20 protein-coding genes and 1 tRNA gene are annotated in these 24,671 nt (G+C 38.9%); 17 read left to right on the forward strand and 4 right to left on the reverse strand.

Translation table 11 applies throughout. The features are described from left to right. The first annotated feature begins 106 nt into the window (after nucleotides 1–106). From AU255_RS08675 to tnpA, 9 genes are all read left to right on the forward strand, one after another. Nucleotides 107–1,387 carry an O-antigen ligase family protein gene (locus tag AU255_RS08675; RefSeq protein WP_080522506.1) on the forward strand — a complete coding sequence of 427 codons (1,281 nt, stop codon included), beginning with the start codon at nucleotides 107–109 and terminating at the stop codon, nucleotides 1,385–1,387. After that, on the forward strand, nucleotides 1,380–2,327 hold the full coding sequence (locus tag AU255_RS08680) for a glycosyltransferase family 2 protein (RefSeq protein WP_080522507.1): 948 nt from the start codon (nucleotides 1,380–1,382) through the stop codon (nucleotides 2,325–2,327). The genes AU255_RS08675 and AU255_RS08680 overlap by 8 nt, the downstream gene beginning before the upstream one ends. Continuing rightward, nucleotides 2,324–2,887, forward strand: a complete 564-nt coding sequence (locus AU255_RS08685) for a serine O-acetyltransferase (protein WP_080522508.1) — start codon at nucleotides 2,324–2,326, stop codon at nucleotides 2,885–2,887. The genes AU255_RS08680 and AU255_RS08685 overlap by 4 nt, the downstream gene beginning before the upstream one ends. Next, nucleotides 2,862–3,761, forward strand: coding sequence for a sulfotransferase family protein (locus tag AU255_RS08690; RefSeq protein WP_080522509.1), 900 nt, complete (start codon nucleotides 2,862–2,864; stop codon nucleotides 3,759–3,761). Before AU255_RS08685 ends, AU255_RS08690 begins: the two co-directional genes overlap by 26 nt. Then, entirely contained in the window at nucleotides 3,754–4,224 is a 471-nt protein-coding gene (locus AU255_RS08695) for an acyltransferase (protein ID WP_080522510.1), read from the forward strand. The genes AU255_RS08690 and AU255_RS08695 overlap by 8 nt, the downstream gene beginning before the upstream one ends. Beyond that, nucleotides 4,217–5,335 carry a glycosyltransferase family 4 protein gene (locus AU255_RS08700; protein WP_080522511.1) on the forward strand — a complete coding sequence of 373 codons (1,119 nt, stop codon included), beginning with the start codon at nucleotides 4,217–4,219 and terminating at the stop codon, nucleotides 5,333–5,335. Before AU255_RS08695 ends, AU255_RS08700 begins: the two co-directional genes overlap by 8 nt. Further along, the gene (locus tag AU255_RS08705; RefSeq protein ID WP_080522512.1) at nucleotides 5,332–6,729 is read left to right on the forward strand and encodes a glycoside hydrolase family 20 zincin-like fold domain-containing protein; all 1,398 of its coding nucleotides are present in this window, start codon (nucleotides 5,332–5,334) and stop codon (nucleotides 6,727–6,729) included. The genes AU255_RS08700 and AU255_RS08705 overlap by 4 nt, the downstream gene beginning before the upstream one ends. Continuing rightward, nucleotides 6,719–7,813: a DUF1972 domain-containing protein gene (locus tag AU255_RS08710; protein ID WP_080522513.1), complete on the forward strand. Its 1,095-nt coding sequence runs from the start codon at nucleotides 6,719–6,721 to the stop codon at nucleotides 7,811–7,813. Before AU255_RS08705 ends, AU255_RS08710 begins: the two co-directional genes overlap by 11 nt. 195 nt (nucleotides 7,814–8,008) lie before the next feature. Continuing rightward, complete coding sequence (gene tnpA, locus AU255_RS08715) at nucleotides 8,009–8,218, forward strand: IS66 family insertion sequence element accessory protein TnpA (protein ID WP_080522514.1); 210 nt, start codon at nucleotides 8,009–8,011, stop codon at nucleotides 8,216–8,218. 119 nt (nucleotides 8,219–8,337) lie between these two features. On the opposite strand, the gene wecA is transcribed toward tnpA, so the two are convergent. Beyond that, on the reverse strand, nucleotides 8,338–9,375 hold the full coding sequence (wecA, locus tag AU255_RS08720) for a UDP-N-acetylglucosamine--undecaprenyl-phosphate N-acetylglucosaminephosphotransferase (RefSeq protein WP_080522515.1): 1,038 nt from the start codon (nucleotides 9,373–9,375) through the stop codon (nucleotides 8,338–8,340). A gap of 1,823 nt (nucleotides 9,376–11,198) precedes the next feature. On the opposite strand from wecA, the gene AU255_RS08725 reads away from it, so the two are divergent. Beyond that, nucleotides 11,199–11,663 carry a hypothetical protein gene (locus tag AU255_RS08725; RefSeq protein WP_233144593.1) on the forward strand — a complete coding sequence of 155 codons (465 nt, stop codon included), beginning with the start codon at nucleotides 11,199–11,201 and terminating at the stop codon, nucleotides 11,661–11,663. 425 nt (nucleotides 11,664–12,088) lie between these two features. Here the strand turns inward: AU255_RS08725 and AU255_RS08730 are convergent. The 3 genes from AU255_RS08730 to AU255_RS08740 all read right to left on the reverse strand — a co-directional run bounded on the left by AU255_RS08730 (nucleotide 12,089) and on the right by AU255_RS08740 (nucleotide 14,499). Then, nucleotides 12,089–12,164: transfer RNA gene (locus AU255_RS08730), tRNA-Arg, on the reverse strand. Between the two features lie 103 nt (nucleotides 12,165–12,267). Next, entirely contained in the window at nucleotides 12,268–13,935 is a 1,668-nt protein-coding gene (gene ettA, locus AU255_RS08735) for an energy-dependent translational throttle protein EttA (RefSeq protein ID WP_080522517.1), read from the reverse strand. Between the two features lie 45 nt (nucleotides 13,936–13,980). Next, nucleotides 13,981–14,499: a cytochrome P460 family protein gene (locus AU255_RS08740; protein WP_080522518.1), complete on the reverse strand. Its 519-nt coding sequence runs from the start codon at nucleotides 14,497–14,499 to the stop codon at nucleotides 13,981–13,983. A 425-nt stretch (nucleotides 14,500–14,924) separates the two neighbouring features. On the opposite strand from AU255_RS08740, the gene AU255_RS08745 reads away from it, so the two are divergent. The 7 genes from AU255_RS08745 (at nucleotide 14,925) to AU255_RS08775 (ending at nucleotide 24,656) form a co-directional block, all read left to right on the forward strand. Continuing rightward, nucleotides 14,925–15,464 (forward strand): RNA polymerase sigma factor, encoded by a 540-nt coding sequence (locus tag AU255_RS08745; RefSeq protein ID WP_233144594.1) that lies wholly within the window; start codon nucleotides 14,925–14,927, stop codon nucleotides 15,462–15,464. 83 nt (nucleotides 15,465–15,547) lie between these two features. Further along, nucleotides 15,548–16,573 (forward strand): FecR family protein, encoded by a 1,026-nt coding sequence (locus AU255_RS08750; RefSeq protein ID WP_080522520.1) that lies wholly within the window; start codon nucleotides 15,548–15,550, stop codon nucleotides 16,571–16,573. Nucleotides 16,574–16,642: 69 nt separating this feature from the next. Then, nucleotides 16,643–19,111, forward strand: a complete 2,469-nt coding sequence (locus AU255_RS08755; protein WP_080522521.1) for a TonB-dependent siderophore receptor — start codon at nucleotides 16,643–16,645, stop codon at nucleotides 19,109–19,111. 35 nt (nucleotides 19,112–19,146) lie between these two features. After that, nucleotides 19,147–19,986 (forward strand): DJ-1/PfpI family protein, encoded by an 840-nt coding sequence (locus tag AU255_RS08760; RefSeq protein ID WP_080522522.1) that lies wholly within the window; start codon nucleotides 19,147–19,149, stop codon nucleotides 19,984–19,986. 120 nt (nucleotides 19,987–20,106) lie between these two features. Next, nucleotides 20,107–21,111 (forward strand): hypothetical protein, encoded by a 1,005-nt coding sequence (locus tag AU255_RS08765; protein ID WP_080522523.1) that lies wholly within the window; start codon nucleotides 20,107–20,109, stop codon nucleotides 21,109–21,111. A 136-nt stretch (nucleotides 21,112–21,247) separates the two neighbouring features. Next, nucleotides 21,248–22,420, forward strand: coding sequence for a hypothetical protein (locus tag AU255_RS08770; RefSeq protein ID WP_080522524.1), 1,173 nt, complete (start codon nucleotides 21,248–21,250; stop codon nucleotides 22,418–22,420). Nucleotides 22,421–22,448: 28 nt separating this feature from the next. Continuing rightward, nucleotides 22,449–24,656: a TonB-dependent siderophore receptor gene (locus AU255_RS08775; protein WP_158083087.1), complete on the forward strand. Its 2,208-nt coding sequence runs from the start codon at nucleotides 22,449–22,451 to the stop codon at nucleotides 24,654–24,656. Nucleotides 24,657–24,671 lie beyond the last annotated feature (15 nt).

The raw sequence follows: 24,671 nt of genomic DNA on the forward strand, positions 1-24,671 counted from the left end.
TAAAGCAGCAAAGGTCTGTTGATGATTAACAAAAAATATATGATAGTATCAATTATACTTTTAAACCATAAAGGTGCGGAAGATACTATTGGTGGAGGATTACCTTTTGTTTAAACCATTGGTTTTGTTTAAAATTAGTTTATTTTTCTTAATTTTATGGCCAACCTATATTGCAATGAAATTTGGATCATTACCCGCACTTAGTCCAGATCGGCTAATGCAAATGGCTTTAATTTTAGTTTTTATCTTATATTTTGTATTCAAAACAAAAAAAATAAATCGACTTAAAAATTATAAGAGTATAGTTTTTATAATATTTTATTATTCTTTATGGAATTTGTGTGCATCGATATTTGGCTCTGAAAATATTGCAGCATCTATTTCATCTTTAACGAATTGGTTTATACTCGGACCTTTTTTACTTTTTTTTACTTTTGCATTTATTACTAAAGAAAAAGAAATAAATAATCTAATTTCTACAATCATATTAATAATGTTTATTGTAAATATAATCGGGCTTATCGAAGTGTGTAAAGGTGAACTATTATTTAAAAATTTTTTGATAACAGAAAATGAATATACATTAGGTGCGATGACGGAAAATACCAGAAACGGCATTTATAGAATACGATCAGTCTTTTCTAACCCTTTAGTCTATGCACAGTTTTTGTTGGCTGTTATTCCATTACAGTTTTATAACTACAAACAAAAAAATAGCCTTATAATAAAATCACTGCTATTCATGGACATAGGATTATCAGTTTTTTTATTATATAAGACAGGTTCTCGTGCAGGGCTAGCACTAGCAATAATGATGCCTTGCTTGAAATACTACATAGCGATGTATAAAAAAAGATGGTTCAAACTCGTATCAATTCCAATTGTTATATTTTTTACAGTTATTATTATCATAGGAGTATATAATTATACACAAGAAAATATAGCAACTGTAAACAATCTACATACAATGAATGTTCATGGGCAGATTGATGATGAAACATTAAGTACTTTAGCGCGAGTATTACAGTTTCAACTTGGATTTGAATCAGTTAAGTTACATCCTATTTCCGGAATTGGTTTTGGTGAGGAAATGAAAGCTGTTGAACCATTACATAGTATAGACAACTATTATTTAACTCTTGTGTTGTCAACCGGGATTGTAGGGTTAATGTTTTTTATGACGGTTGTCTTTCGAGTAATAAATCGTGCTATAAAAAATATTAAAATTTATAAAGATGAAATGACTGTTTATCTACTAGTTTCATTTATACTTTTATTAGTTTATTATTTTATTTTATCAATACCTAAGGCAAATAGTTTATTATTTTTGATTGCTAGTTTGATATATATTAAATCACAACTATTAAGAAAGGCACATCATGAATAAGAAAGTATCTATAATTCTCTTAAACTATAATGGTTTTGAAGATAGTATCGACTGTTTTCAAAGCCTACAGCAAATAAGTTATGAGAACTATGACATTGTCATCGTGGATAATGCCTCACCTGATGTATCCATGGATAGACTTCATGCATATATGCAAGTGAATGAAATAGAGCATATTTTCTTTGAAAAACCCGAAAGTGCTATGCTCGGTATCCTCCCAAGCGTGCAAGTAACTTTGATACAAAGTGGACAGAATAACGGTTATGGTCATGGAAACAATATTGGCATAAAATATGCTTTAAATAATGGCGCTGACTACGTTTTGGTGCTTAACAACGACACTGTAGTGGAACCGGACTTTTTAGAACCGATGGTGCAGATGTGTGAAAATGACAAAAGTATTGGCATAGCGTCCGGAAAGATCTATTTTTATGACCGCCCTGACACTATCTGGTTTAATGGTGGAAAGTTTACTCATTGCACTGCAAAGGCAAAACATTTTCATTTCAATGAAAAAGACGTAGGACAAATTCCACAAGAACCTATAACCTTTATAAGTGGGTGTATGTGGCTAATCCCTAAAAAAGTCTTTAATGATGTTGGTTTTATTAATGAAGACTACTTTATGTATGTGGAAGATTTGGAGTTCTGTCGACGTGTTATAAGACAAGGGTATACTTTAAAAATAGCAGACAAGAGTCATATCCTCCATAAAGTTGGTAGTAGTAGTGGACACTGGAGTGTATTTTTTGCATATTGGATGTCGAGAAATAAGATAAAATTTATAAAAGATTTTGAAGTAACTACATGCTCTTTTATAGCTTATATCTATCATATTTTTTACACTTCAATTTGGTGGCTTTTACACAAAAGGTTTGACCTGTTTAAAGCTCATTTAAGAGGCATATATTCTGTATTTATTAGTGAGGAGAATAAATGATGACATTATTAAGAGAGGACCTGAATATCTTCAAGCTAGTAAAAGGAAAAGGCATTTCAAAATACTTTTACTTTCCAGAGATACGGATGATATTTATTTTTAGATTGAGTCAATATTGTTATAAATACAAAATATTAAGACCTTTAGCTTATATTTTTACAAATCTAAATGATTTCCTTCACGGTATATGGATTGGACCGAGGATTGAAGTTGGAAAAGGTTTATCTTTTGCTCACTCGAGAGGTTTAGTTGTAAATCCAACTGCAAAGATAGGTGACTATTGTTCTATTTTACAGCGTGTCACTATCGGTGGTCCAAATGTGACGATTGGAAATTATGTTGAGATATTAGCTGGGGCACAGATCATCAGCAATAAAAGAGGTAAAGGTTCTCTGGTAATTGGAGATGAAGCCGTAATTGCTGCCGGTGCAGTTGTGACCAAAGATGTTCCAGCTAATGCTATTGTTGCAGGAGTGCCAGCAACAATAGTAGGTTATAGAAATAAAGGCGACAACTGGGTGAGTTATTTAAACAATGAAAAGGGTATTCATGCTTCCTAATTTCATTATAGTCGGTGCGCCTAAAGCAGGAACAACATCGCTTTACCACTATCTTTCCGAGCATCCGCAGGTCTTTATGAGTGAACCTAAAGAAGTTAACTTTTTTTCTAAAGATGAGATCGAAGAGCAAGGCTTATATTATCAGGACTTTAAAGCTAAAGATTTAGATAGTTATGAAAAGTTATTTGATAAAGGAATAGATAAAAAGGCAGTTGGCGAAGGAAGTGTCTCTTATCTATTCTACCCTGAAACACCGGCTAAAATAAAAGCTCTTTTGCCAGCTGTTAAGATCATTATGTTGTTAAGAGATCCGGTTGCGCGAGGATACTCGCATTACCTTATGGACTACAGACTTGGTCTGGTTGACGTGCCATACAAGGAGATCGTTCTTAAAACGAGTACTCATAAAAATGCGCATCTGTACTATCAACAATATGTTGAATTGGGGCTATATTATGAACAGGTTAAGCGTTATTTGGAGTTATTTGGTAAAGAGCAGGTTAAGATATATTTTCAAGAAGACCTGCGCCAAGATACACAAAAAATCATTTTCGACCTGTACGAATTTTTAGAGATCGATCCATCGAACATTCCAAATATAGAACGGGAGCATAACGCTTTTTCCATGCCAAAAAGCAATGTAGTCCATAAATTGTATACATCGTATTTCATTCGTACACTCTTGTCTGTTGTTTTTCCGGAAGCTCTAAAAGAGAAGATAAAAAATGAACTTTTCGAGAGAAAAAAGAAACCTGCACTCGAAGAAAATTTGAGAGAACAATTACTGGACATTTACCGACAGGACATACAAAATCTGGAAAGTTTTCTTAACAAAGACCTGTCTGTATGGTATGAGGAAATAACTAATGCGTGAACAGGCAAAAACAAATTACGGATTAAAACGTTTTATTAGAAAGTTAGTGTTAAATGTTGATCAAGCGGGTATGCTGCTGGGATCAATGCGGGTAAAATTTGTAAAATTTTCTGGAGTGAACTTTGTTGACTCTGGCAGCGTATTTATAGGTGAATCTGTCACCTTTGATGATATCTACCCTGAGTATATTACTATTGGCAAAAGAGCTAGAATCACAACAGGCACAAAAATTCTTACACATTTTTTGGATGTAAAAAAACCTCCTTACAGCTTTTATGCTGGAAAAATTATTATAGGGGATAATGTTTTCATAGGTGCAAACAGTTTGATAGTAAAAGAGTGTACTATTGGAAATAATGTTGTTTTTGCTGCCGGGTCTGTCATAACAAAAGACATTCCTGATAATTGGATAGTTGGTGGTGTATCTGCAAAAAAAATTGGAGAACGGACTGTTGATGAGTAAACGTATTTCAATATTTGACCATGTTGGTAAAAAAGCAGGAATGGACTACTACTCTAGTTCTTTGGCAAAAGGTTTTGTTAACCAAGACTGTGACGTTTCAGTATATAGTAATTTTGTAGGCATAGAGCCTTCTATTATTGATTATGTGCCTGTGTTTGAAGGGCATACTTTAGGGGGTAGTGTAAAAAAACTGTTCAAATTTATAAGAGCCACCTTGCAAGCATCTCATGATGCCCGAAAAAAGAAAGCAGACCTTGTTGTGTTACACCTTTTTTCAGCAGTTCCTGTCATGGTACCGTTGATCTTGATACCAAAACTTTTTGGATTGAAAACAGCAGTTATTTCACATGACGTTTCAAGCTTTACGGACAGAGACAGCAGTATAGTGCAAAATCTTATTTATAATGTTTTAACAGATAACATCATAGTGCATAACCAATTTTCATATGAGACACTTTTAAAGAGTATAGCTATTAAGGATCCGAAGAAAGTTGTGATTATTAAACATGGCGGTTATTTGGACCATATAGGTGAACGACCACAGAGAGAAACGGTAAGAAAAGAACTTGGTTTGGAACCAGCAGGGAAATATATGCTTTTCTTCGGGCAGATAAAAGATGCAAAAGGTTTAGATGTATTGCTGGATGCAATGTGTAAAATACCTGATGATATAAAACTCATCATTGCTGGTAAACCGTGGCGAGGAGACTTTACAAGATATGGGCAGCAAATTGAATCACTTGGATTAACAAATAGAATTGTAAAAATGATACGTTTTATTGAAGATGATGAGAGGGAGAAGCTCTTTTTTTCTTCGGATGTCAATATTTTGCCGTACCGTGTCATTTTTCAAAGTGGCGTGTTGCTGATGGCTATGAGTCATGGGCTTCCTGTCATTGCTTCAGACCTTCCTGCCAATAAAGAGATAATTACGCATAAAGAAAATGGTATGTTATTTGAAAGTGGAGATGCAGATGATCTTGCAAGACAGATAAAGACCTTTTTCGAAACGGGACATTTAGCCGGAGATATAGGAAAAAAAGCATTGGAAACCATAGAAAAGGACTATAGTTGGGGTAAGATAGCTACACAGTATTTGCGTTTACTATGATAGGGCTAAAATATGTCTTGGCAGTGTTTGTAGTATTCTTTACTTTGTATACGACTGCCTGTGCAAAGTCTGCAGATGTGTTGCACCCAAAGCCCAAATTTATCGAGAATAACAGTATGAAAGTACAGGTCGGTCAAGCGATTGTACTAGACAGTAGTAAGGAATTTTTCAACAAATATAAAGAATCTGTAAATTCATTAACACACACAGCCGCAAAGTATGGTGAAAAGACTCAAAACCTTTTTAAAGTTACAGTATTAAAAACGGAACAGTTTCCTCATCTTAATGAAATGCAGAGAGTATATTTAAATAAACCAGAAGCATATTTACTCGAAGTAAAAACAAACTCCGTTGTGATATCCGCTAAAACAGATAGAGGGCTCTTAAATGGCTTAAGTACTTTAGAAGCATTAACAGAAGAACAGCAAGGTAGTCTTTCGTTGGGGAAAACTATAGATTACCCGGATCTCAAGATGAGAGTATTGCACATATCTATGTGGCCATGCACACTTGAGGACTTTAAAGAAACGATTAGGCTAGCCAGACTTGAACATTTCAATACTCTAATATGGTTAAACCATTTTGGTGTTGAGTTAAACTCTTTAAGACATTTAAAAATCAATAATATAAATCCTTGGACTATTGAACAATTCAAAGAGATGGTTGCCTATGTTAAACAAAATGGACTGGAGATCATACCCGAATTAAAACTTTTGTCACACCAGGACAAGTTTATAGGGGAATATTACTCTCAGTATATGTTTAATAAAGCGACGTACGATCCACGTAAGAAAGCGTTATATAAAGAGGTAGTTTTCCCTGACATTGATGAACTTCTTCTATTGACCGGTGCTACAAAGTTTCATATTGGGCATGATGAAGTTGCCGGTTGGAGTGAGTGGCATTATAGAACAAAGGTTTTGAACAAAGGGGAGCAGCAGTTACCGCCGGAGTTGTTTTTTGAAGATATACTTACTTTACATGCGTATTTGAAACAAAAAGATATAGAAACATGGATGTGGAGTGATATGTTTTACACTAAAGAGGAATTCCCTTCAATGAAAAAAGCTGGTGCCAATTTGAATGGTATGAATGGTTACGCCGAATTGCGCAGTAAAATACCAAAAGATATTGTTTTGAATGTTTGGCATTATAGAGGAAAACAAGATGCTTTTCCTACAGCAAAAGTATTGGCCAATGATGGTTATAAAGTACTTGGGGCAACATGGAAATTTGAAGATACCACAGTGAATTACGCCAGATATATATCGGGATTACCTCAAAATGCAGAAGGGATGATAGCCACAACTTGGTATGGACTTAGTGGTGAAAAAAAGATAGAAGTGCAAGATATTATTAAATTTTCAGGGAAGACTTTTTGGAATGCAAAATAAAAAAGTAGCAATAATAGGCACAGTAGGCTTACCGGCAAAATACGGCGGTTTTGAGACACTGGCAGAGCACCTGACAAAACATCTCGCAGATGATTATAAGATGACCGTCTACTGCAGCTTACCTAGTTATGACGGAGAGCTTGAGACACATAACGGCGCTGCGCTTAAATATATCAACCTGAAAGCCAACGGCATACAGAGCATACCCTATGACATCCTCTCGATATTTCATGCCAACCGAACAGTTGACATCTTACTGATCCTCGGTGTATCAGGCTGCATTGTATTGCCGTTCGTCAAATTGTTCAGTAGAAAGAAGCTGGTTATCAACATCGACGGGCTGGAGTGGAAACGCCACAAGTGGAACAGGTACGCCAAGTGGTTTTTGAAGTTTTCGGAGAAGCTGGCTGTCAAATACGCCGACGTTGTCATCGCAGACAACAAGGTCATCCAGGACTATGTCAAGGACGAATACGACAAAGAAAGCGAGCTGATTGCTTACGGAGCTGACCATGTCAAGAAGCTGCATATTGAACAAGAGGTAATGCGAGATTACCCATTTTTGACAGAACAGTACGCCTTTACTGTTTGTCGAATAGAACCAGAGAACAATATTCATATGATCATAGCAGCAGTCGCTGAAATAGATGAACTTCCTTTAGTGGTCATAGGTAACTGGGAAGCTAGTCAATATGGTCAAGACCTTAAAAAGAAGTATGCAGATCATAATAATATTTTGCTGATTAATGCCATCTATGACCAAGCTGTACTAAACCAGATACGTTCAAATTGTACACTTTACCTTCATGGGCATAGTGCAGGAGGGACGAACCCCTCTCTCGTTGAGGCCATGCATTTGGGATTGCCAATCTTTGCCTATGATGTTGCCTACAACAGAGAGACTACGGAGCATCAGGCAAAATATTTTGCTTCATCGGCAGAGCTTATTAATCTCCTTGCGCATCTCAATGAAATATCATTGCCGGATTTAGGAAAAATGATGTTTGAGATCTCAGAAAAACGTTATCGATGGGATATTATTGCCAAGCAGTATGCCAAGCTGTTGGCGCCGATTGAAAACTGACCATCTGGAGCTTCAATACTGCTGCTTTATTGGTATTGGGTATTGGCTGCACATCATTGGCAAAGTACCTTGGTGGTTAGCGATCCGTCGCATATACGTAAGCGTCAATTAAACGTAAGCGTCAATTAAACCACACATTCTAAACCCCTATAAAAAAGGGCACACTAATACCTCCATTTAACTTCAGAGGTATTTATGAGCCCATCTCAAAATAAAGCGGCTATGCAAGAGCATATACCACAATGGCAAGCCAGTCGTTTAACTCAGGCTGAGTATTGCAAGGCCCATGATATCAAACCGTATATTTTTAGCCTCGTTTGGGGGGCTATGTTGGGTTACGTTTTTATTGCTTTGCAATTAAAATCTAACTCTAACTCTAACTCAACCTACACTGTAATACATTGATTATATTCAATAATCTCTTAACTTAATAGCAGTGACGAAGAAGGCGCATAGGTTGTGATTGATGCGCTTCGCTTCGCACTTTAGTCTATTCTATGCAAGGTTATTTAATTGTGTGAAGATTAGTTAGCATGTATTTTCTTAAGCATTTTCATCATTTTCCAGGCGTGACTCATTCCCAGATAATAGAGAAAAAAGAGGCCTAAGAATAAGTAAAACATTAGCCATTCCGGTAGTTCAAATAGCTTTTCTCCTATGATGCCAAAGGCCGCTAGACTGAGGGAAGCGAAGAATATTATGTTTAGCGTTTGATGATGCGTGTATCCAGCAAGCGGTAATATATGATGAAAGTGTTCTCTATCCGGGGCAAATGGGGAATTACCTTTGCGCATGCGACGCAGCATAATGGCAATAGCGTCCAGAAGCGGAAAGCCAATAATCCATAAGACAGTAACAGGTGAAATAATTCTATTTTCGCCTTGTGATATTAAAATTATTAAGTAACAGATTGTAAATCCCAGCAGCATGCTACCGGCGTCTCCAAGAAAGATAGCTGCCTTTTTACGGCCGAAGGCACGCATATTAAAGAATAAAAAGGCGGTAAGTGCAGGTATGAATAGTGAGCATATACCTGTAACCTGAGGCATTGCGTTTGCTAGCATTAATAGCAGACTCATTGTTATTAATGATATCCCCCCTGTGGAACCATCAATACCATCAGTCATATTGAATGCATTGATGCCGCCCACGACAGCAAAAATCGTTACTAAAGGTGAGAAATAGCCTAATTGTATGTCGCCAAAACCAAATAAATTACCCAGGTTTGTTATTTCTACTCCTCCCCAGAAAATCATTATTAGTGTGGCAACTACTTCAATAATTAAGCGAATCTTATAATTTAGGTGTTTGAAATCATCGATTACTCCACAAGCAACAATTAAAGTTGCAGAAACGATGTACCAGTAATTATTTATTGGCAGCCAGTAAAATAATATTAGCACACATAGATATATGCTAATTCCTCCGGTTAAGGGGATCTCGCCTGAGTGCTTTTTTCTGCTGCATGGCTTATCGGTTAAGCCCTTTTTTTGGGCTATAGGTGAGATAAACAGCACAATCAATAAAGTTATAAAAAAAGAATTAATTCCTAATATGTCCATTGTATATATTCCTGATAAATTGTGATTTACGTTGCAGTAAGTATCTCGTGTTGCTAATAATTTAGAATACGTTGGTGTTTGTGGCTTTGGTACATTAATTTTTTAGATATTAGAGTTGTGAAGTTTTGTTTTTAGGGTGAAAAAATCCATGATTTAATACTTTTTTGGTAAGATTATTTAAATGTATTTTAATTTCTATCTTAAATTGCCAAAGTTTTTTTGTAAGTCACGTTAGCTTATCTAGCCAGGGCATGGTTGATTTTTAGGGTTCAGAACAAGCATTGCCCACATATTTTATCAGTTCACAGTGGTTTATTTTTATCACTTCAGGCGAAAGCTGGGCTTACCTGAAGAAATATGTCAATGAACTCACACCGCATTTTTTTAGTTGGGATTTGCCTATGCAATTTTATCTAGTTGCATAGCTGAGTTGATTAATTAGTTTTTAATATAACATAGGACGATGAAGAATTAATACGATTTTTTTTTTAAGGAATATTACATAATGTGATTGTTTATATAATCAAGGTTTATGTTGTTTTTTTAAAAAATACTATGAAATTTAAGTTATTAAGTCATGAAGTTATAAGTGTTAAGCACTGTAACTTACAAACTTGAAATATAAATATTCATCAAGATATGACGGTGTAATTGACTCTGTTGTCCAGACTCAGGAGCTTTTATATTCTGGACTTATGAAATGATGCTTACAATCAGGACCTCGAAGTATTCTCTTGTACCCTAAAGAAAGTAAACACTGGCGATGAAAATAATGGGACAAAGGAAAACTGGATATTAAATATTTCAGCTATGCGCTTGAGGCGAGATAGTTATCTAGCCTGATATTCTAGTGCTCCGTATCGGTGTATGCAATAACATACCTGATTACCCACAATTCTCAGCTATGCTTCGTCATTCCTGCATGTTTCTAGCAGGAATCTAGTAGGTTAAGCATAGATTCCCGATATAAGACTTCGGGAATGACGACGGCTTTAACATACTGATATTTAAATTTTTATTTCACTGTGGCTGAGAGTTATGGGTAATCAGCATAACATAAGATATAGTATCAACTTTAAAGAACGTGGTTTTACTAGGTCCTGGTATATCTGTTTGTCTGTCACGTAAGCAACTCCACTCACATGTCATTTAGGGAGTGCGATCTTCGTTACTGATTTCAGGTAGTTGTGTCTTTAGGTGAAACTATGCAATTATTTTAATCTGATTCTTACGGTCTTGCGGCGTTATCTATAACTAATTTGACCTCCCTGTTTTGTTTTCCAGAGTGTTATATTTTTAAATATTTCAATAACATAAATGATAAATTTTTAAAATCCCTCAATTTTTATGTTGTTTTGTTGTGTAGTGGCAGGATATATGTTACAAGAAAGGTGAGTTTAATTGAAGTTTATTTCCTTCGAGATATCCTCTTAAAATTACCTGGAATAGGGGTGATATTTAATAGCTTACTCCAGTAAATACAAGCACAGATTGTTGTATTGTTGGACGATTCAGAGACGAATAAATTTGAGATATACCAAAACTTGATTCCTTATTTTGATTTATTTCAATTTTACCGGCTACTTAACTAATCCATTGATTCTTTGTTATCAAAGAGCTAAGGAGTGTGCACGAAATAAGGTATGCATCTTAAAATGGGGCGCAGGTCTTTAGCCTGCATTGTAAAAAGGCGGACTAAAGACCTGCGCCCCATTGTGTCGAAGTTACTTTATGCGTGTTCCTAAGTAATAAAGTCAATGGTCTTTTTTCATCGAGGAGAAAAAATCATGTTTACACAATATAAGATCAGCAAGTGCTTAACAATGAGTTTTTGTTTCACAGCAATGTTGTTTTTGAGTCAACCTATCCTGGCATTAGACTGGGCATGTACGCATGGGCATAGTGGTAATATTGAATATGTGAACAGAGTCGAAACTCTGGACAGAGTTCATATTGGCTGGGGGTTGCAATTTGATCAAAAGTCCGGACTTGTCAATTGGATACACTTTGCCCCTCCATCATCTTTTGGTCAAAAAACACGTTATGTAGCGTTACAATTTTCGACTGGAAGTGTGGATGCATTTATTGATAATGTTGATATCTATGACTTAGGCGTTAAAGTAAAACAGTTTACAAATTTGGGTTGGAGCGGACCGCAACAGATTCAAATACTGGATTTAGGAGAAGAGATGACTTTCACAGCATTAGGTATTTCAGTCGAAGTGAAAGCAGGGGTAGAATCTATGAGTCATGAATTTACATTTAATGGAGCATGTGCTTCTAAATAACTATTAAGATAATAATGTGCGAATTCAAGCTATAAATGCAATGCCATGTGATCTATTCAAAATCACCCTGACATTTCACAAAATACTTTCCCCGGAGTCAGACAACCTGATCTCACGGAAAATAAATTGATACCTTGTAAGCCAAATGTAGGTTGGTGCTGAGGCACGAAGCCCAACAAATTCGGCGAAATATCCTGTTGGGCTTCGCTAGCTCAGCACCAACCTACGCATTTAAGTCTCACCTTTTTATCTTGAAAAGTCAGAGCCTATGTTGGGTTACGTTTTTATTGTTTTGCAACAAAAATCTAACCCAATCTACAATACTTAATGGCAGTGTGCTATAAGCATAGGATGACGAATATAGCTGAGAGTTGTGGGTAATCAGGTAGACCTTTGGAATTTATCGGGATAGTTAGGTAGTAAAATGGCGTCCCCGCCCGGACTCGAACCAGGAGCTATCCCTTAGGAGGGGACTGCATTATCCAGTTATGCAACAGGGACAAGCTGGTTATTATAACAATAAATTCTCTGCTTACTGTGGAAAAATCATAAAAAAATTACAGACAGAGCAGGGCAGACCAAAGTCCGCCCTGCTGTTTAGGCTTTAAAGACTGATTTTTTTGTATTTAAGACGGTGAGGCGTGTCAGCATCTGTGCCAAGGCGCTTATGGCGATCAGCTTCATAATCCTCGTAGTTGCCCTCAAACCAGACGACTTGACTGTCACCTTCAAAAGCCAGCATATGTGTAGCGATTCTATCCAGAAACCAGCGATCATGCGAAATAACGACAGCACAACCTGGAAAGGCCAGCAATGCTTCTTCCAGGGCACGTAAGGTTTCTACATCCAGGTCGTTGGTCGGTTCATCAAGTAATAATACATTGCCGCCACTACGCAGTAGTTTGGCTAAATGCACACGGTTACGCTCACCACCCGATAAATCACCGATACGTTTTTGTTGATCACCGCCTTTGAAATTAAAACGGCCACAATATGAACGAGAGGGTGTTTCGTAAGTACCTACGGTAATTAGATCTAGTCCATCTGAGATTTCTTCCCAGACAGTCTTGTTATCATCCAGGTCATCACGAGACTGATCAACATGGGATAATTGAACTGTTGAACCCAGTTTTATTGTTCCTGAATCAGGCTGTTCTACTCCCGACATCATGCGGAACAGGGTCGTTTTACCTGCACCGTTAGGGCCGATAATGCCGACGATACCGCCAGGAGGCAGTTTAAAACATAAATCATTGACTAATAATCTGTCGCCGAAGCCTTTACTGACGTGTTCTACATCAATCACTACGTCACCTAAACGCGGGCCAGGTGGAATAAAGATTTCCTGGGTTTCGTTACGTGTTTGTGCTTCTTGTGAGGACATTTCATCAAAACGCGCTAAACGGGCTTTGCTTTTGGCGTGACGGCCTTTGGCATTAGAACGTACCCATTCCAATTCGGCTTTCATTGCTTTCTGGCGTGAGGTTTCCTGTTTTTCTTCTTGCGCTAAACGATTTTGTTTTTGCTCTAACCAGGAGGAGTAGTTTCCTTCCCATGGAATACCCTGGCCACGGTCTAGCTCTAAAATCCAGCCTGCCACATTATCCAGGAAGTATCTATCATGAGTGACGGCAACCACTGTACCAGGGTAGCTGTGTAAGAAACGTTCTAGCCACGCAACTGATTCTGCGTCAAGATGGTTGGTTGGCTCATCCAATAACAGCATATCGGGTTTAGACAGCAATAAGCGACACAGCGCGACACGACGTTTTTCACCGCCTGAAAGTTTTGTTACGTCCGCATCCCAGGGAGGCAGGCGCAAGGCATCTGCCGCAATTTCTAATTCCCGGTCTAGTTCCCAGGCATTGGCAGTTTCAATTTTTTCCTGTAATTCAGCTTGCTCGGTTAGTAAGGCATCAAAATCAGCATCGGGATCGGCGAATGCATTATTAATTGCATTATAGCGATTCAGGACAACTTGAATTTCACCCAACCCTTCTTCGACATTGCCGCGTACATCTTTATCTGGATCGAGTTGGGGTTCTTGTGAAAGGTAGCCGATATTAATTCCTTTCATAGGAATTGCTTCGCCTTCTATCTCTTTATCAATTCCGGCCATAATCCGGAGCAGGGTTGATTTACCCGAACCGTTTAAGCCGAGTACACCAATTTTCGCACCCGGAAAAAAAGATAGGGAAATGTTTTTTAGGATATGTTTTTTAGGTGGGACAATCTTGCCCACCCGATTCATAGAGAAAATATATTGAGCCATTACAGTTTATCGTTATGTGAATTGATAGACGCTATTATAAGTTGTTTAAGGCATTTTTGCAGGTTGAGTAAAAACAAAACCTGTGCTTTCTGCTGCTTTATGACATTCAAAGCAAGGTTGTTGTGCGTCCTCTTTATCTTTGCCATGCGGGCTTAATTCCAGTCCTTTCCAACGGGCGAAGCCCCAGCCTCCTGTGCTTGCATATTTTTTAGTATCCCTGACCATAATTTCAGCATGTACAAAATCCCCTGGTACTGTCGCAGCTTGCCATGTCGGGAGTGTTTCATTCTTCCAGACAAGCTTGGCTAAAATAGTGCCATCAGGCCATTGTTTTTTTTCAGTATTGCTGCGGGCTGCTTTGATGGCAATTGAGTTACCTAAAATAACTCGCTGAGTATTATTGTCGTTGCGGATCGAAGTGCCGATTACACGCCAATTCGTTAAGCCTGTCGGATATTTAATGCCATTGGGTGTGGGTTCTACGTTTTGGGCTGAACTGAGTGTTGGTAGTAATATTAAAGCGGAGAGGGCGGTTAAACGGATTAGATGATGGTGAATTTTCATAGTGTTTGACTGATTAATAATGAGTTTGTGAGCAAGCCTTTTTACCACAAAGTGCCTGGAGAGTGTCAATTTTATACTAATGGTAATGACGGAAAAAACCAGTACTAGTTTCTGTTGACATATGTTAAAAATCAAATACTTATATTTTTTTGATTTTTTGATAATATCATCAAATTCAATAAATCTTATATAAAACTAATAATTAAATGTCAATAGAGCCTAAGAGTGGTTGGTGTTTTTAATTTGTTATAGAAGGCGTTATATAACGCTTTCTGATGATATTAAATAACATAGTTTAAATAGACGCATGCCAAAGATTTATTCATAACAAATAGAAATATAAAGTAAAAAAAGATGTAGGCTGAAATTTTGCATAGTTCATCTCTTGCCTATTAATACCGCTTGTCGGGTTTTTAAATTACATCTTGCATCAACCACTTTTAAAAATGGATGAATTATCCACTCTAGCTGCCTCGCACTTGATCGAGCAGTATCATAATGAATTGAAAATTTATTTAATTCAACATAATCACAGTCCAGATACTGCGGAAGATATTTTACAGGATGCCTTTATTCGTTTAGTGCAAGCAAAGCCCGGTGGTGAAATTAAAAACCCTCGTGCTTTTCTTTATAAAATAGTGAGTAATTTAGCGATTGATTATCATCGTAGCCATAAACGACGCCAAAATCGACATGCCGATGAATCTGAATTAGTTGAACTTACTGATCAAACCCCTTCCTTAGAGCATCAGATCTATACTCAAGAACAGCTTACTTTTCTAAAGCGGGCCATCTCTGAGTTACCGCCTAAATGTCGGCAGGTCTTTATTCTGCATAAGTTTAGATTCTATCCTTATTCTAAAATTATGCAGGAATTGAATATTTCTGAAAGTACGGTGTTAAAGCATATGGTTAAAGCCATGCAGCATTGCCGTAAACGCATGTCCGAGCTTGATCTGGATTAAGGACATCTATTGTCATAACTAGGTGAGTAGATACTTATCTATGGCTATGTCGTCTTATATAAAAAATTAATGAGCTTTGTGATATGAAGCAATCTATACAAGAAAATGATGTAAACGCTCAGGCTGCCTTGTGGCAGGCTAAGTTAAGTTCCGATCTTTTAACAGCTGAACAACAGCAGGAATTTGAAGATTGGCTTGGGCAAAGTAAAGCACATTCTCAGGCATGGCAAGAAGTACATGCATTTTGGCAACAGCTTGATACGTTAAGTGAAGCAGATATACGCTTTTTAGAGGATTTTCCAGCAAGCTCAGAAGAGGAAGGCCTTGTTGAAAAAAATGCTTTTCAGCCAATTCATGCACAAATCAAAAAGTCGGCCTTTATCAAGCAATTTCAGCCAATATTCAAACCCATGCTGGGTATGGCTGCTTCATTATTACTGATGTTTTCTTTGTTATATAGCTTAATGCCTGCCTATTTTGCTGATTATCGGACGGCTCCCGGAAGTTTACGCACACTGGCTTTAATGGATGGTTCACAGATCATCATGAATAGCGATACCTCGCTTTCAATCAATTACACGGATAATTTACGGCAGATTACTTTATATCAGGGCGAGGCATATTTTAATGTAGCGGCCGATAGTGCACGTCCTTTTGATGTTAAAACACAGGCTGCTAGTGTGCGTGCTTTAGGCACTGAATTTGATATAAAAAGTAGAAATGAGCAAGTTGCTGTGACGGTATTTGAACATGCTGTCCGAGTGTCTTTAAACAATGGAAATGCTGAGGAGACTTTAGCAACAGGACAGCAAATTATTTTTACAGAAAGCTCTTTTTCCAAACCGCATGACGTGTCTTTATCAGCGGTTAAATCATGGCTTAAACAGCGTCTTGTTTTTCAGGATAAGCCTTTAAGTGAAGTGGTTGCGGAGTTAAATCATTATCGCGCCGGCACGATTATTATTTTGGATAGCAAGCTTAAAGCCTTGTTTGTGACGGGTGTTTTTGATACGGACGATACCAATATGGCACTGAGTACTATTGAGCAAAGCCTACCTGTCACAATCTATAAAGTGACTGACAAACTGGTGTTCATCTCTGCTAAGTAAAAAAATTTAGATTCAGAGTAGATACTTTTGTTAGACGCTGTCGTCTTATAGAAAACAGACATTTTATAAATGGGAAATTTATTAAAAGGAGCTGGGCAATTGGCGATATTACTATCGCTACTTGTTTCTGCCTTTGTACAAGCTGAACAAGCCATGCAATTTAATATACCAGCACAAAATTTATCCTCTGCTCTATTGCAATTCTCGGAAGAGAGCGGGGTGAAAATATTCTTTAAATCAGAGATTACTCAGCAAAAGACGAGCAAAGCACTCGTTGGCAGATATACGCCTACGCAAGCATTAGCACAATTACTAGAAAATACCGGCATAAAGTATCGTTATACAGACACGCAGTCGCTGACATTATTCGTCGATAACAATGCATTGATCAGCTCATATACGCCAGAATTATTAGCTTTAGAGCCTGCCATGCGGGTTTATGGAAAAGTTATTGATATTCACAAACCCAGTGATTGGAATGCTAGCCATATTACGGGAGATATCTGGAATGGCTACCATGTTTTTAGCACGAGTACAGCAACACGCACAGAGACACCGTTAATGGAATTGGCGCAGTCCGTTCAGGTTATCACGCGTGCTTTGCTAGAGGATCAGCAGAATGTTACGGTCACGGAAAGTTTGCGTAATGCCAGTGGGGTGGTGCCGCGTACACCCGGTATTACACCTAATTTTGAGCCAACTTTGATTCGTGGTTTTTCTGCTATGCAGATGATTGATGGTTTTTATCAGAACCTTAATACCGGAGATCAGGATAGTTTGGTGAATATTCAGCAAATTGACGTGATCAAAGGTTCAAATGCCACGCTTTATAGCGGTGGTGGTGGAGCGCCATCAGGTGGGGTGATTAATTTGCTGTCAAAATTACCTGAACAAGTGGCTTCTTATGAGTTTGGCCTAAAAGGTGGGAATTATGCTTTTGTGCAACCTTATGTAGATGTCAATCAGCCGATTAATGACACGTTTTTATTTCGTTTTACGGGTGAGTATAGCAATAGTAATAGTCAAATAGGTGTGTTGGAAACCGAGCGCTATAACCTGAATCCTGCATTACTTTTTACCAATAATAAGACTACCTCACTGATCATTCAGGGAAAGTATTCAACCTGGAAACAACAGGATTACCAAGGGCTACCGGCAACGGGAACTGTGGCGGGTGACTTCAGAATTAACCCGACGCTATACATAGGTCCGAGTAATATAGCAGACAGTGTGTCCGAGTTTGCTGCGGTGTGGGCAACATTTAATCACGATTTTAATGATAACTGGGCGATCACTGCCAAAGCGCGGTATGCGCATTCCGAGCATGACACTCTCACGCAAGGGATTATGGGTGAAGGTTTCGGATTTGGCGCAGATAAACCATTAAGTACTGAGGATTTGGCAATCCTGGGCTACCCTGAGTCAGCGCATACCTGGGGACTGATTAATGATGAGTTGTATCAGGCATCAGATGAGATGAGTTTTCAATTGTTTGCGACTACTCAGTTTGATTTTGGGCAGACGCGTAATACGGTGGTTATAGGGGGGGATTTTAGTCAGTACGATGAATCTGCTTATTTGGCGTTTGATAGCCCGCCTATAGGCCTGGTGGACTTAACGCAGCCAGCCTTTTTACCCTACCAATATCCTGGTACGCGAGAAAATATGCAGTTTACGACCAATAGTACCTATGGTGGTTATTTGCAATGGCAGGGCTCCGTCTATGAATGTCTACATCTGTTAGCTGGATTTCGTGCCGGTACTGTGGGCAGTGATTATAAAAATACTACAACGGGTTTTGAATTTAGTTCCAATGCGAGATCTACACGGATATTGCCAAGTATTGGTGCCGTGCTTGATGTGGGTGATGAGTATGCTTTTTTTGTGAATTATAGTGAAGGTATGCGTGCACAAAGTGGTGTGAACTTTGTTTCAACACCTGAACCTGAATTGTCCAATCAACTTGAATTTGGATTGAAATTTGATATTGCAGAGCAATTAACAGGGCAATTGGCATTTTTTCAGATTAATAAGAAAAATATTGCAGTGACTGATTTTAGTGATTCTCAACTGCGAGCAATGACAGCAGGTCAGCAACGTTCACGAGGCATAGACAGTAATATGAGCTGGCAAGCAAGTGATGGGCTGAGATTGCTTGCCACCTATGCGTATACCGATGTGCGATTTACAGACAACCTAATTGTGGCACAGGGAAATCATGTACCGGGAGTGCCGCAACATGCAGGGCGCTTGTGGATGAATTATGCATTTCAAAATAGCTTACTGGATGGTTTCAATCTTGGCGGGGGTGTTTATGCTCAGTCCAGCGTCTATTTAGAAAATGAAAATGCATTTAAAACGCCCGCCTTTTATAGCGTAGATGCAGCGATGGCTTATACCCGGGAAAACTACAGGGTGGGGGTTTCCATTAAGAATTTAACCGATGCAAATGAATACCAGCGCCTTAATTATTTTGGTACCAGAGTTACACCTGCACAGGGTATTCAAGTGTTTTTTTCAGGTTCAGTCAGGTTTTAGAAAATTCAACTTTATTAAAAATACAAGGAATTGTTATGGATCGTCGTCAATTTACTCAACTTATGATTGCAGCCGTGAGTCTGGCTCCTTTTACCAGCGTGGCACAAGCTGTGGCAAGTTTTGAACAACGCAAAAGTCTGGCGGAAGCCGCTTCAATTAAAGCGCACAAGGATTTTATGGCGGTAGACGGCATTAAAATGATGGGCAATGAAAAAATTGCCATGCTGTTATACCCCGGATTTTATGCAGCTGATTTAGTCAATCCTCAGTTTATTTTTAGCACGATGATGGGGGCGACCCTCTACCTGGTTTCACCGACAGAGGACTTAACGCCTGTTGAGGCCAGTGGTTTATCTATTGTACCTACTCATAAGCAAAGCGAATGCCCTGCTGATCTGGATATTTTATTTATCCCAGGTGGCGCTTTGGGGACATTAAAGGCCATGCAAAATGAGAAATTTATTGCTTTTATCAAGACGAAAGCAGCAAACGCAAAATATATTACCAGTGTTTGTACGGGGAGCTTGTTACTTGCCAAAGCAGGGTTGTTGAAAGGTAAAAAAGCCACATCACATTGGTCTACGTTGGATGTATTGGCAAAATTTGGGACGACAGCCATTAAAAAGCGAGTGGTTTGGGATGGCAATATTGTAACTGGCGGGGGGGTAACAGCGGGTATTGATTTCGGCCTGGAAATTCTGGCTGCTTTACGTGGCAAGCAGTATGCGGAAGCGATTCAACTACAAGCTGAATATGATCCGGCACCTCCTTTTAACTCGGGTTCTCCAGAAAAAGCCACTCCTTTTATCAGAGATGTAGTAAGGGATATGTTTGCTCCATTGATTGTGGGTATGGAGCATGAGTTAGATAGTTAGTCATCAGATCAAGGAGGATTGATATGTCATAAATAACCGGAAGCAGCAGAATACTCAGTTTATCGTTTAATTTTTTACTCGATATAACCCTTAACAAACCTTATTTTAAGGAATAATTATATGCAAATAAAAAAATATTTAACACAATTTTTAATCCTATGCGGACTTGTTCTTAGTACATGTGTTTCAGCGGGCTCTGTTACAAAAGGCGCTTTTGTGCTGAATTTTGATGAAGCTAGTCTATTCAATCTTGATGTACAGGTGAAGAATGTCAATTGGTTTGATAGTGCTGCGAGCGCGGAAAAAACACCACAAGAAATGCGGGATACGGCTCCTTCTGAATCCGTACCTGATAGTTTTACTTTTGCCGTGTTTGGTTCTTCAATCCCAACACCTCCTTTGGGGTTGGAAGAGCGCGCGCCACAACCATCGACCTTTCAATATGAAGGCGATCCAACAACCGGGATAGGTAGAATTGGGCTCGCCGGGTTTCATATTATTTCGACCCTTGCTGGCGGAGTATCTATGGGTGATTATGCCTTAAGTTATGATGCCAGCCGTATTGGTAATAATGCGGGTGGTTCAGGCTGGTTTATAACCAATTATCATGCTTTTCGCCTTGAGTCATTTGATTTAACCAATGTAGAAGTCACGCTGATAGATGAGGAAAATTTTAGCTTATCAGGAGATGTTGTGATTGCCAGTGAATTGGCTTTGCTGCTCAGTGCGGAAGAGGGGACTGATGTCGGTGATTTTACCTTTACCACCGTTGCCGATAGCGATCCAAGCCTTGATGCAAGCATAGCCAGCTATTCTTTTGCAACGCAAATATTAACACTGCCTATGATTATGTCTGATGGAGGTCATTATACAGGGACTTTCACTGTTTCTATATTGCAGGATAAGCGCGTTGCTCTCGATCTAACAAGTATTGCTATTAGCGCGTCAATGACTGAAACGCACGCTATGTTTGATATAAACACAGGCGTATTAAGCATGCCTGAAGTAGTGCTGCTGGATATTGGCGAAGCATCGGGGGATAAAATAGAAGCTACCATGAAATTAGAAGCGGGGTACTTTCCAGCGCGTTTTATTTTGCTGAACACTAGCCCAATTGCCGAATAATTCTGTTTTTTCTTATATAAGCTTACATGCAATACGGCTTATGGAGGCAGGTGGCAGGGCGCGGGAGTGTTAATTCTTCCAGTCTTGCCAGTGTGCAGTTTTTGATATTCTTTTATCCTCTTATTGGAGTTTCTTTATGTTAAATCTAGCTAACAAACAGCATTTCTATTTAGCAAAAGTGCTTGTTGTTATTTGCAGTGGCTGGCTAATCAGCGGTTCGGTGTATGCGCTTGACGTGAGCAGTGGGCAGTTTATTCAAACGATATACCCGGAAGCACTTGAAGCCAGCAGCACTTTTACCGTCAATGATTTTTTTGACGATACTGCTTTGTCCACCAGATTAAGAAATGATCTTATTCAGGATATTGTATTAGGGCCTGCGCCTTTAAATACCAATACCTTTATGTATAACATTCATGGTACAGATTTTGTCGCAGGACACCCTGATAGAGTCCCCGGAATAAACTCATTTCCCAGTCAGTTTCAATTTGAGGCCGACAATGTCTTGAATCATGCAAGTATGGGGCGGTTGGGCTTGGGAGGGGTTATGCGTTTCGATTTGCCTCCGCGACCTGATGGCACGCCTCGATATTTTATGTTAGGTGACTGGACTATAGAATATAACACGTCGCGTACGCAGGATTATAATTTTGACGGTGATATTAATAAGCCCATTCATCCAGCGGATTATCAGGTTTCTGGGTGGTTTTTGCGAAATCATATCGATTTTCCCACGATCGTTTTTGACGTTGTCAATCAGACGACTTTTAGCAATTCTGACTCATTTTATTTATCAGGTGAATTGGCATGGTCTCATGAAATGACTCGCGCATTTTTTCCAGAAACAGAGCTGTATCGAAACGTGTCGAAATTTGTCCTCTGTGCTCAAGATGATAATGCTTTAGCGGAACAAGATATCGAACAAATTCCGTGTGTCTTTCCAAGTATTAGCTTAAATGGCAAGTCAGGAAACGTTAATATTTCAGTGCCAGAGACAATTAATATTGCAGTAGATCTGGGGGTTGCTTCGACTGAGCAATATTCAAATGCAGACTATTTTGCGGCTTTTGTTTATCAAAATACGCTTTATTGGCTGAACTCTGATTTTCAATGGACAGTACATCAGGCAGCGGCTTATCAGGGTCCATTAATTGATTTTAGACATATTGATTTGCCCAGTCCTGCTCAAGTTATTGGTTCTTTGCCATCAGGTACCGCTATACCTTTTTATTTTGGCGTTGACGCCACTCAAAATGGTCAGTTCGATGCACCTTATCGTTATGTTAGTGCGACACTGCAGGTAAATTAACATTCTAACTATTATGTCGCTAAGGACAGTGAATATTTCTATACCAAGGGAATGGATGAGGGTCTTGTGTGTGATTTGTGGTTTATGCTATCACCCTGTTAAGGCGGAACCAGCGTCCGACGTAATAGATTCAAATCCGCCTTTAGCCGAGCAGAATGTCGATACCAGCAGAGTTGTTCTTGATGCAATGTTAATTGAGGAGAGTAACAATGATTCAATGAGTTATACCGTTTTTGATGCAAAATCTGCGACTAAAACAGATACGCCTATCATGGAGATCCCTCAGTCCATTCAGGTGATACCTGGCTCTGTTTTAAAAGATCAAGATCAACAAACTCTCTCGGGCGCAATTGAAAATGTATCATCAGTTGTTGCTCCGAAAACAACGGAGTTGCTTACCAGTGAATTTTTGGTCAGAGGCTTTAAATCACAATTTTATACCGATAGTTTGCCGACCTATGGTTCGGCAAACGCTGCAGACCCTCTTTCACTGGTCAATGTAGAGCGTATTGAAGTGGTGAAGGGGCCAACATCTACCTTATTCGGTGGCGGGTTGGGTGCGCCTGTTGGCGGGCTGGTAAATGTGGTTTCTAAACAACCTATGCCTGAGGCGCAGTATGTTTTTTCATTCAGAGGCGGAAGTTTTACAACGCTTAACCCCTCATTTGATTTAAATCAGCCTTTAACTGATGACGATACCGTGTTATTTCGTTTGACCGGTGAATATGAATATTCTGAGAGTTATATCGATGCGCTTGAAAATCAAAACTACGCATTTTTCCCAACTATTGCATTTAATTTTTCGCCGGATACTCATCTGATTGTTCGCGGGCAGTATAGTCATGTAGAGTTTCTCGAATATTCCGGCTTACGTGCTGAAGGAACTATTGCTGATGCACCTTATACTATTCCACCTTATCGGTTTTCAGGTGCGACTGATACACCTAAATCGACGGTAGATAATTTTATGTTGACAGCGGAATTTGTACATCGATTTTCGAGGTATCTGGAAGGCTCAATTCAAGCGCGTTATTATGAAAATAACTTTGCAGAATACAGCTCATTTACGCATCAGTTAATTATTGATGGCGTGGGCGATTTTGGCAAACCAGGCCCCTCTTATCTACCTTTTTATTCTGGTGTGCTACCTGCTTCGGTGAATGAGTTTGTTATTAATCCAAACCTTATAATTGACTTTGAAACTGAATTTCTGACTGATATGACTCATAAGATTTTGTTCGGCCTTGAATATGACACTACCCTGGCTAAAGCGCAGTTGGGTGTTTATTATGATGAACTCGATGATATCTGGCTGGATGTTGCAGATCGTTATGATGATATTACTTACCTGGAGATTGAAGGGGGCAATATTTCACAATCACAAAATGATCACTATGAAACCCTCGGAGTTTATCTTCAGGATCAAATGGATATTACCCAACGTTTGCATTTTTTGACTTCATTGCGCTGGACCAGTGTCACGGTCGATGAAATCGGTGCAAAGACCACAAACTCAAGTGTCACACCACGCGTTGGTGCAGTTTTTGATATTACTGATAAGCTTTCTTTTTTTGCGGGTTATGGCGAAGGATTTAGAGCCGTTACTGCATTGTTTGGTGAAACGCCTGAACCTGAAGAATCCAGTCAAATTGAAGGCGGCTTTAAGTTTGACTTTTATGAGATGGGCCTCAGTGGGTCGGTTGCGGGTTATCAGCTTATCCGTAAGAATGTTGCTGTACCTGATCCCAATGGTGCGTTTAGCTCAATTCAAGCGGGTGAGCAAACCTCCTACGGAGCCGAGTTGGATTTTTTATGGGAACCCTTTGATTCATTATCTATCTTAGGTAATTATGCTTATACCAATGCTAAATTGACCCAGCACTCTAGCCCCGAACTGTTAATAGGTGATTTCTTGCCGCGCGTTCCCGAACACAGTGGACGTATTGCAGTGCATTATCGTTTTATGGGTGGAGTTCTGGAAGGGTTGGGAGTTGGGATGGGGTTAACTGGGATGTCTAAACGATATATTAGTTTACCTAATGAATATGCCGTTGATGGTTTTTATCGTATTGATGCGCAGGCTTCTTACCCACTTACTGAATATTTGGATTTGACGGTCAATATTCAGAATCTTACCAATAGCCAATACTACGAACCCTTTCTGTTTTTACAGGATGCAGTAGTTGCCCCGGGGCCACCTATTTCTGCTTACGCTACGTTAACAGCTTATTTTTGAAGGGGTTATCATTGT

Origin of the sequence: Methyloprofundus sedimenti (assembly GCF_002072955.1) — a bacterium.
In the GTDB taxonomy this organism is placed as follows: domain Bacteria; phylum Pseudomonadota; class Gammaproteobacteria; order Methylococcales; family Methylomonadaceae; genus Methyloprofundus; species Methyloprofundus sedimenti.

Coding starts and splice junctions, on each gene's coding strand:
- AU255_RS08755 (WP_080522521.1), top strand. CDS start 16,643: ATGGGAAATTTATTAAAAGGAGCTGGGCAATTGGCGATATTACTATCG.
- AU255_RS08725 (WP_233144593.1), top strand. CDS start 11,199: ATGAGTTTTTGTTTCACAGCAATGTTGTTTTTGAGTCAACCTATCCTG.
- AU255_RS08750 (WP_080522520.1), top strand. CDS start 15,548: ATGAAGCAATCTATACAAGAAAATGATGTAAACGCTCAGGCTGCCTTG.
- wecA (WP_080522515.1), bottom strand. CDS start 9,375: ATGGACATATTAGGAATTAATTCTTTTTTTATAACTTTATTGATTGTG.
- AU255_RS08740 (WP_080522518.1), bottom strand. CDS start 14,499: ATGAAAATTCACCATCATCTAATCCGTTTAACCGCCCTCTCCGCTTTA.
- AU255_RS08710 (WP_080522513.1), top strand. CDS start 6,719: ATGCAAAATAAAAAAGTAGCAATAATAGGCACAGTAGGCTTACCGGCA.
- AU255_RS08765 (WP_080522523.1), top strand. CDS start 20,107: ATGCAAATAAAAAAATATTTAACACAATTTTTAATCCTATGCGGACTT.
- AU255_RS08705 (WP_080522512.1), top strand. CDS start 5,332: ATGATAGGGCTAAAATATGTCTTGGCAGTGTTTGTAGTATTCTTTACT.
- AU255_RS08770 (WP_080522524.1), top strand. CDS start 21,248: ATGTTAAATCTAGCTAACAAACAGCATTTCTATTTAGCAAAAGTGCTT.
- AU255_RS08760 (WP_080522522.1), top strand. CDS start 19,147: ATGGATCGTCGTCAATTTACTCAACTTATGATTGCAGCCGTGAGTCTG.
- AU255_RS08680 (WP_080522507.1), top strand. CDS start 1,380: ATGAATAAGAAAGTATCTATAATTCTCTTAAACTATAATGGTTTTGAA.
- tnpA (WP_080522514.1), top strand. CDS start 8,009: ATGAGCCCATCTCAAAATAAAGCGGCTATGCAAGAGCATATACCACAA.
- AU255_RS08690 (WP_080522509.1), top strand. CDS start 2,862: ATGAAAAGGGTATTCATGCTTCCTAATTTCATTATAGTCGGTGCGCCT.
- AU255_RS08685 (WP_080522508.1), top strand. CDS start 2,324: ATGATGACATTATTAAGAGAGGACCTGAATATCTTCAAGCTAGTAAAA.
- AU255_RS08700 (WP_080522511.1), top strand. CDS start 4,217: ATGAGTAAACGTATTTCAATATTTGACCATGTTGGTAAAAAAGCAGGA.
- ettA (WP_080522517.1), bottom strand. CDS start 13,935: ATGGCTCAATATATTTTCTCTATGAATCGGGTGGGCAAGATTGTCCCA.
- AU255_RS08695 (WP_080522510.1), top strand. CDS start 3,754: ATGCGTGAACAGGCAAAAACAAATTACGGATTAAAACGTTTTATTAGA.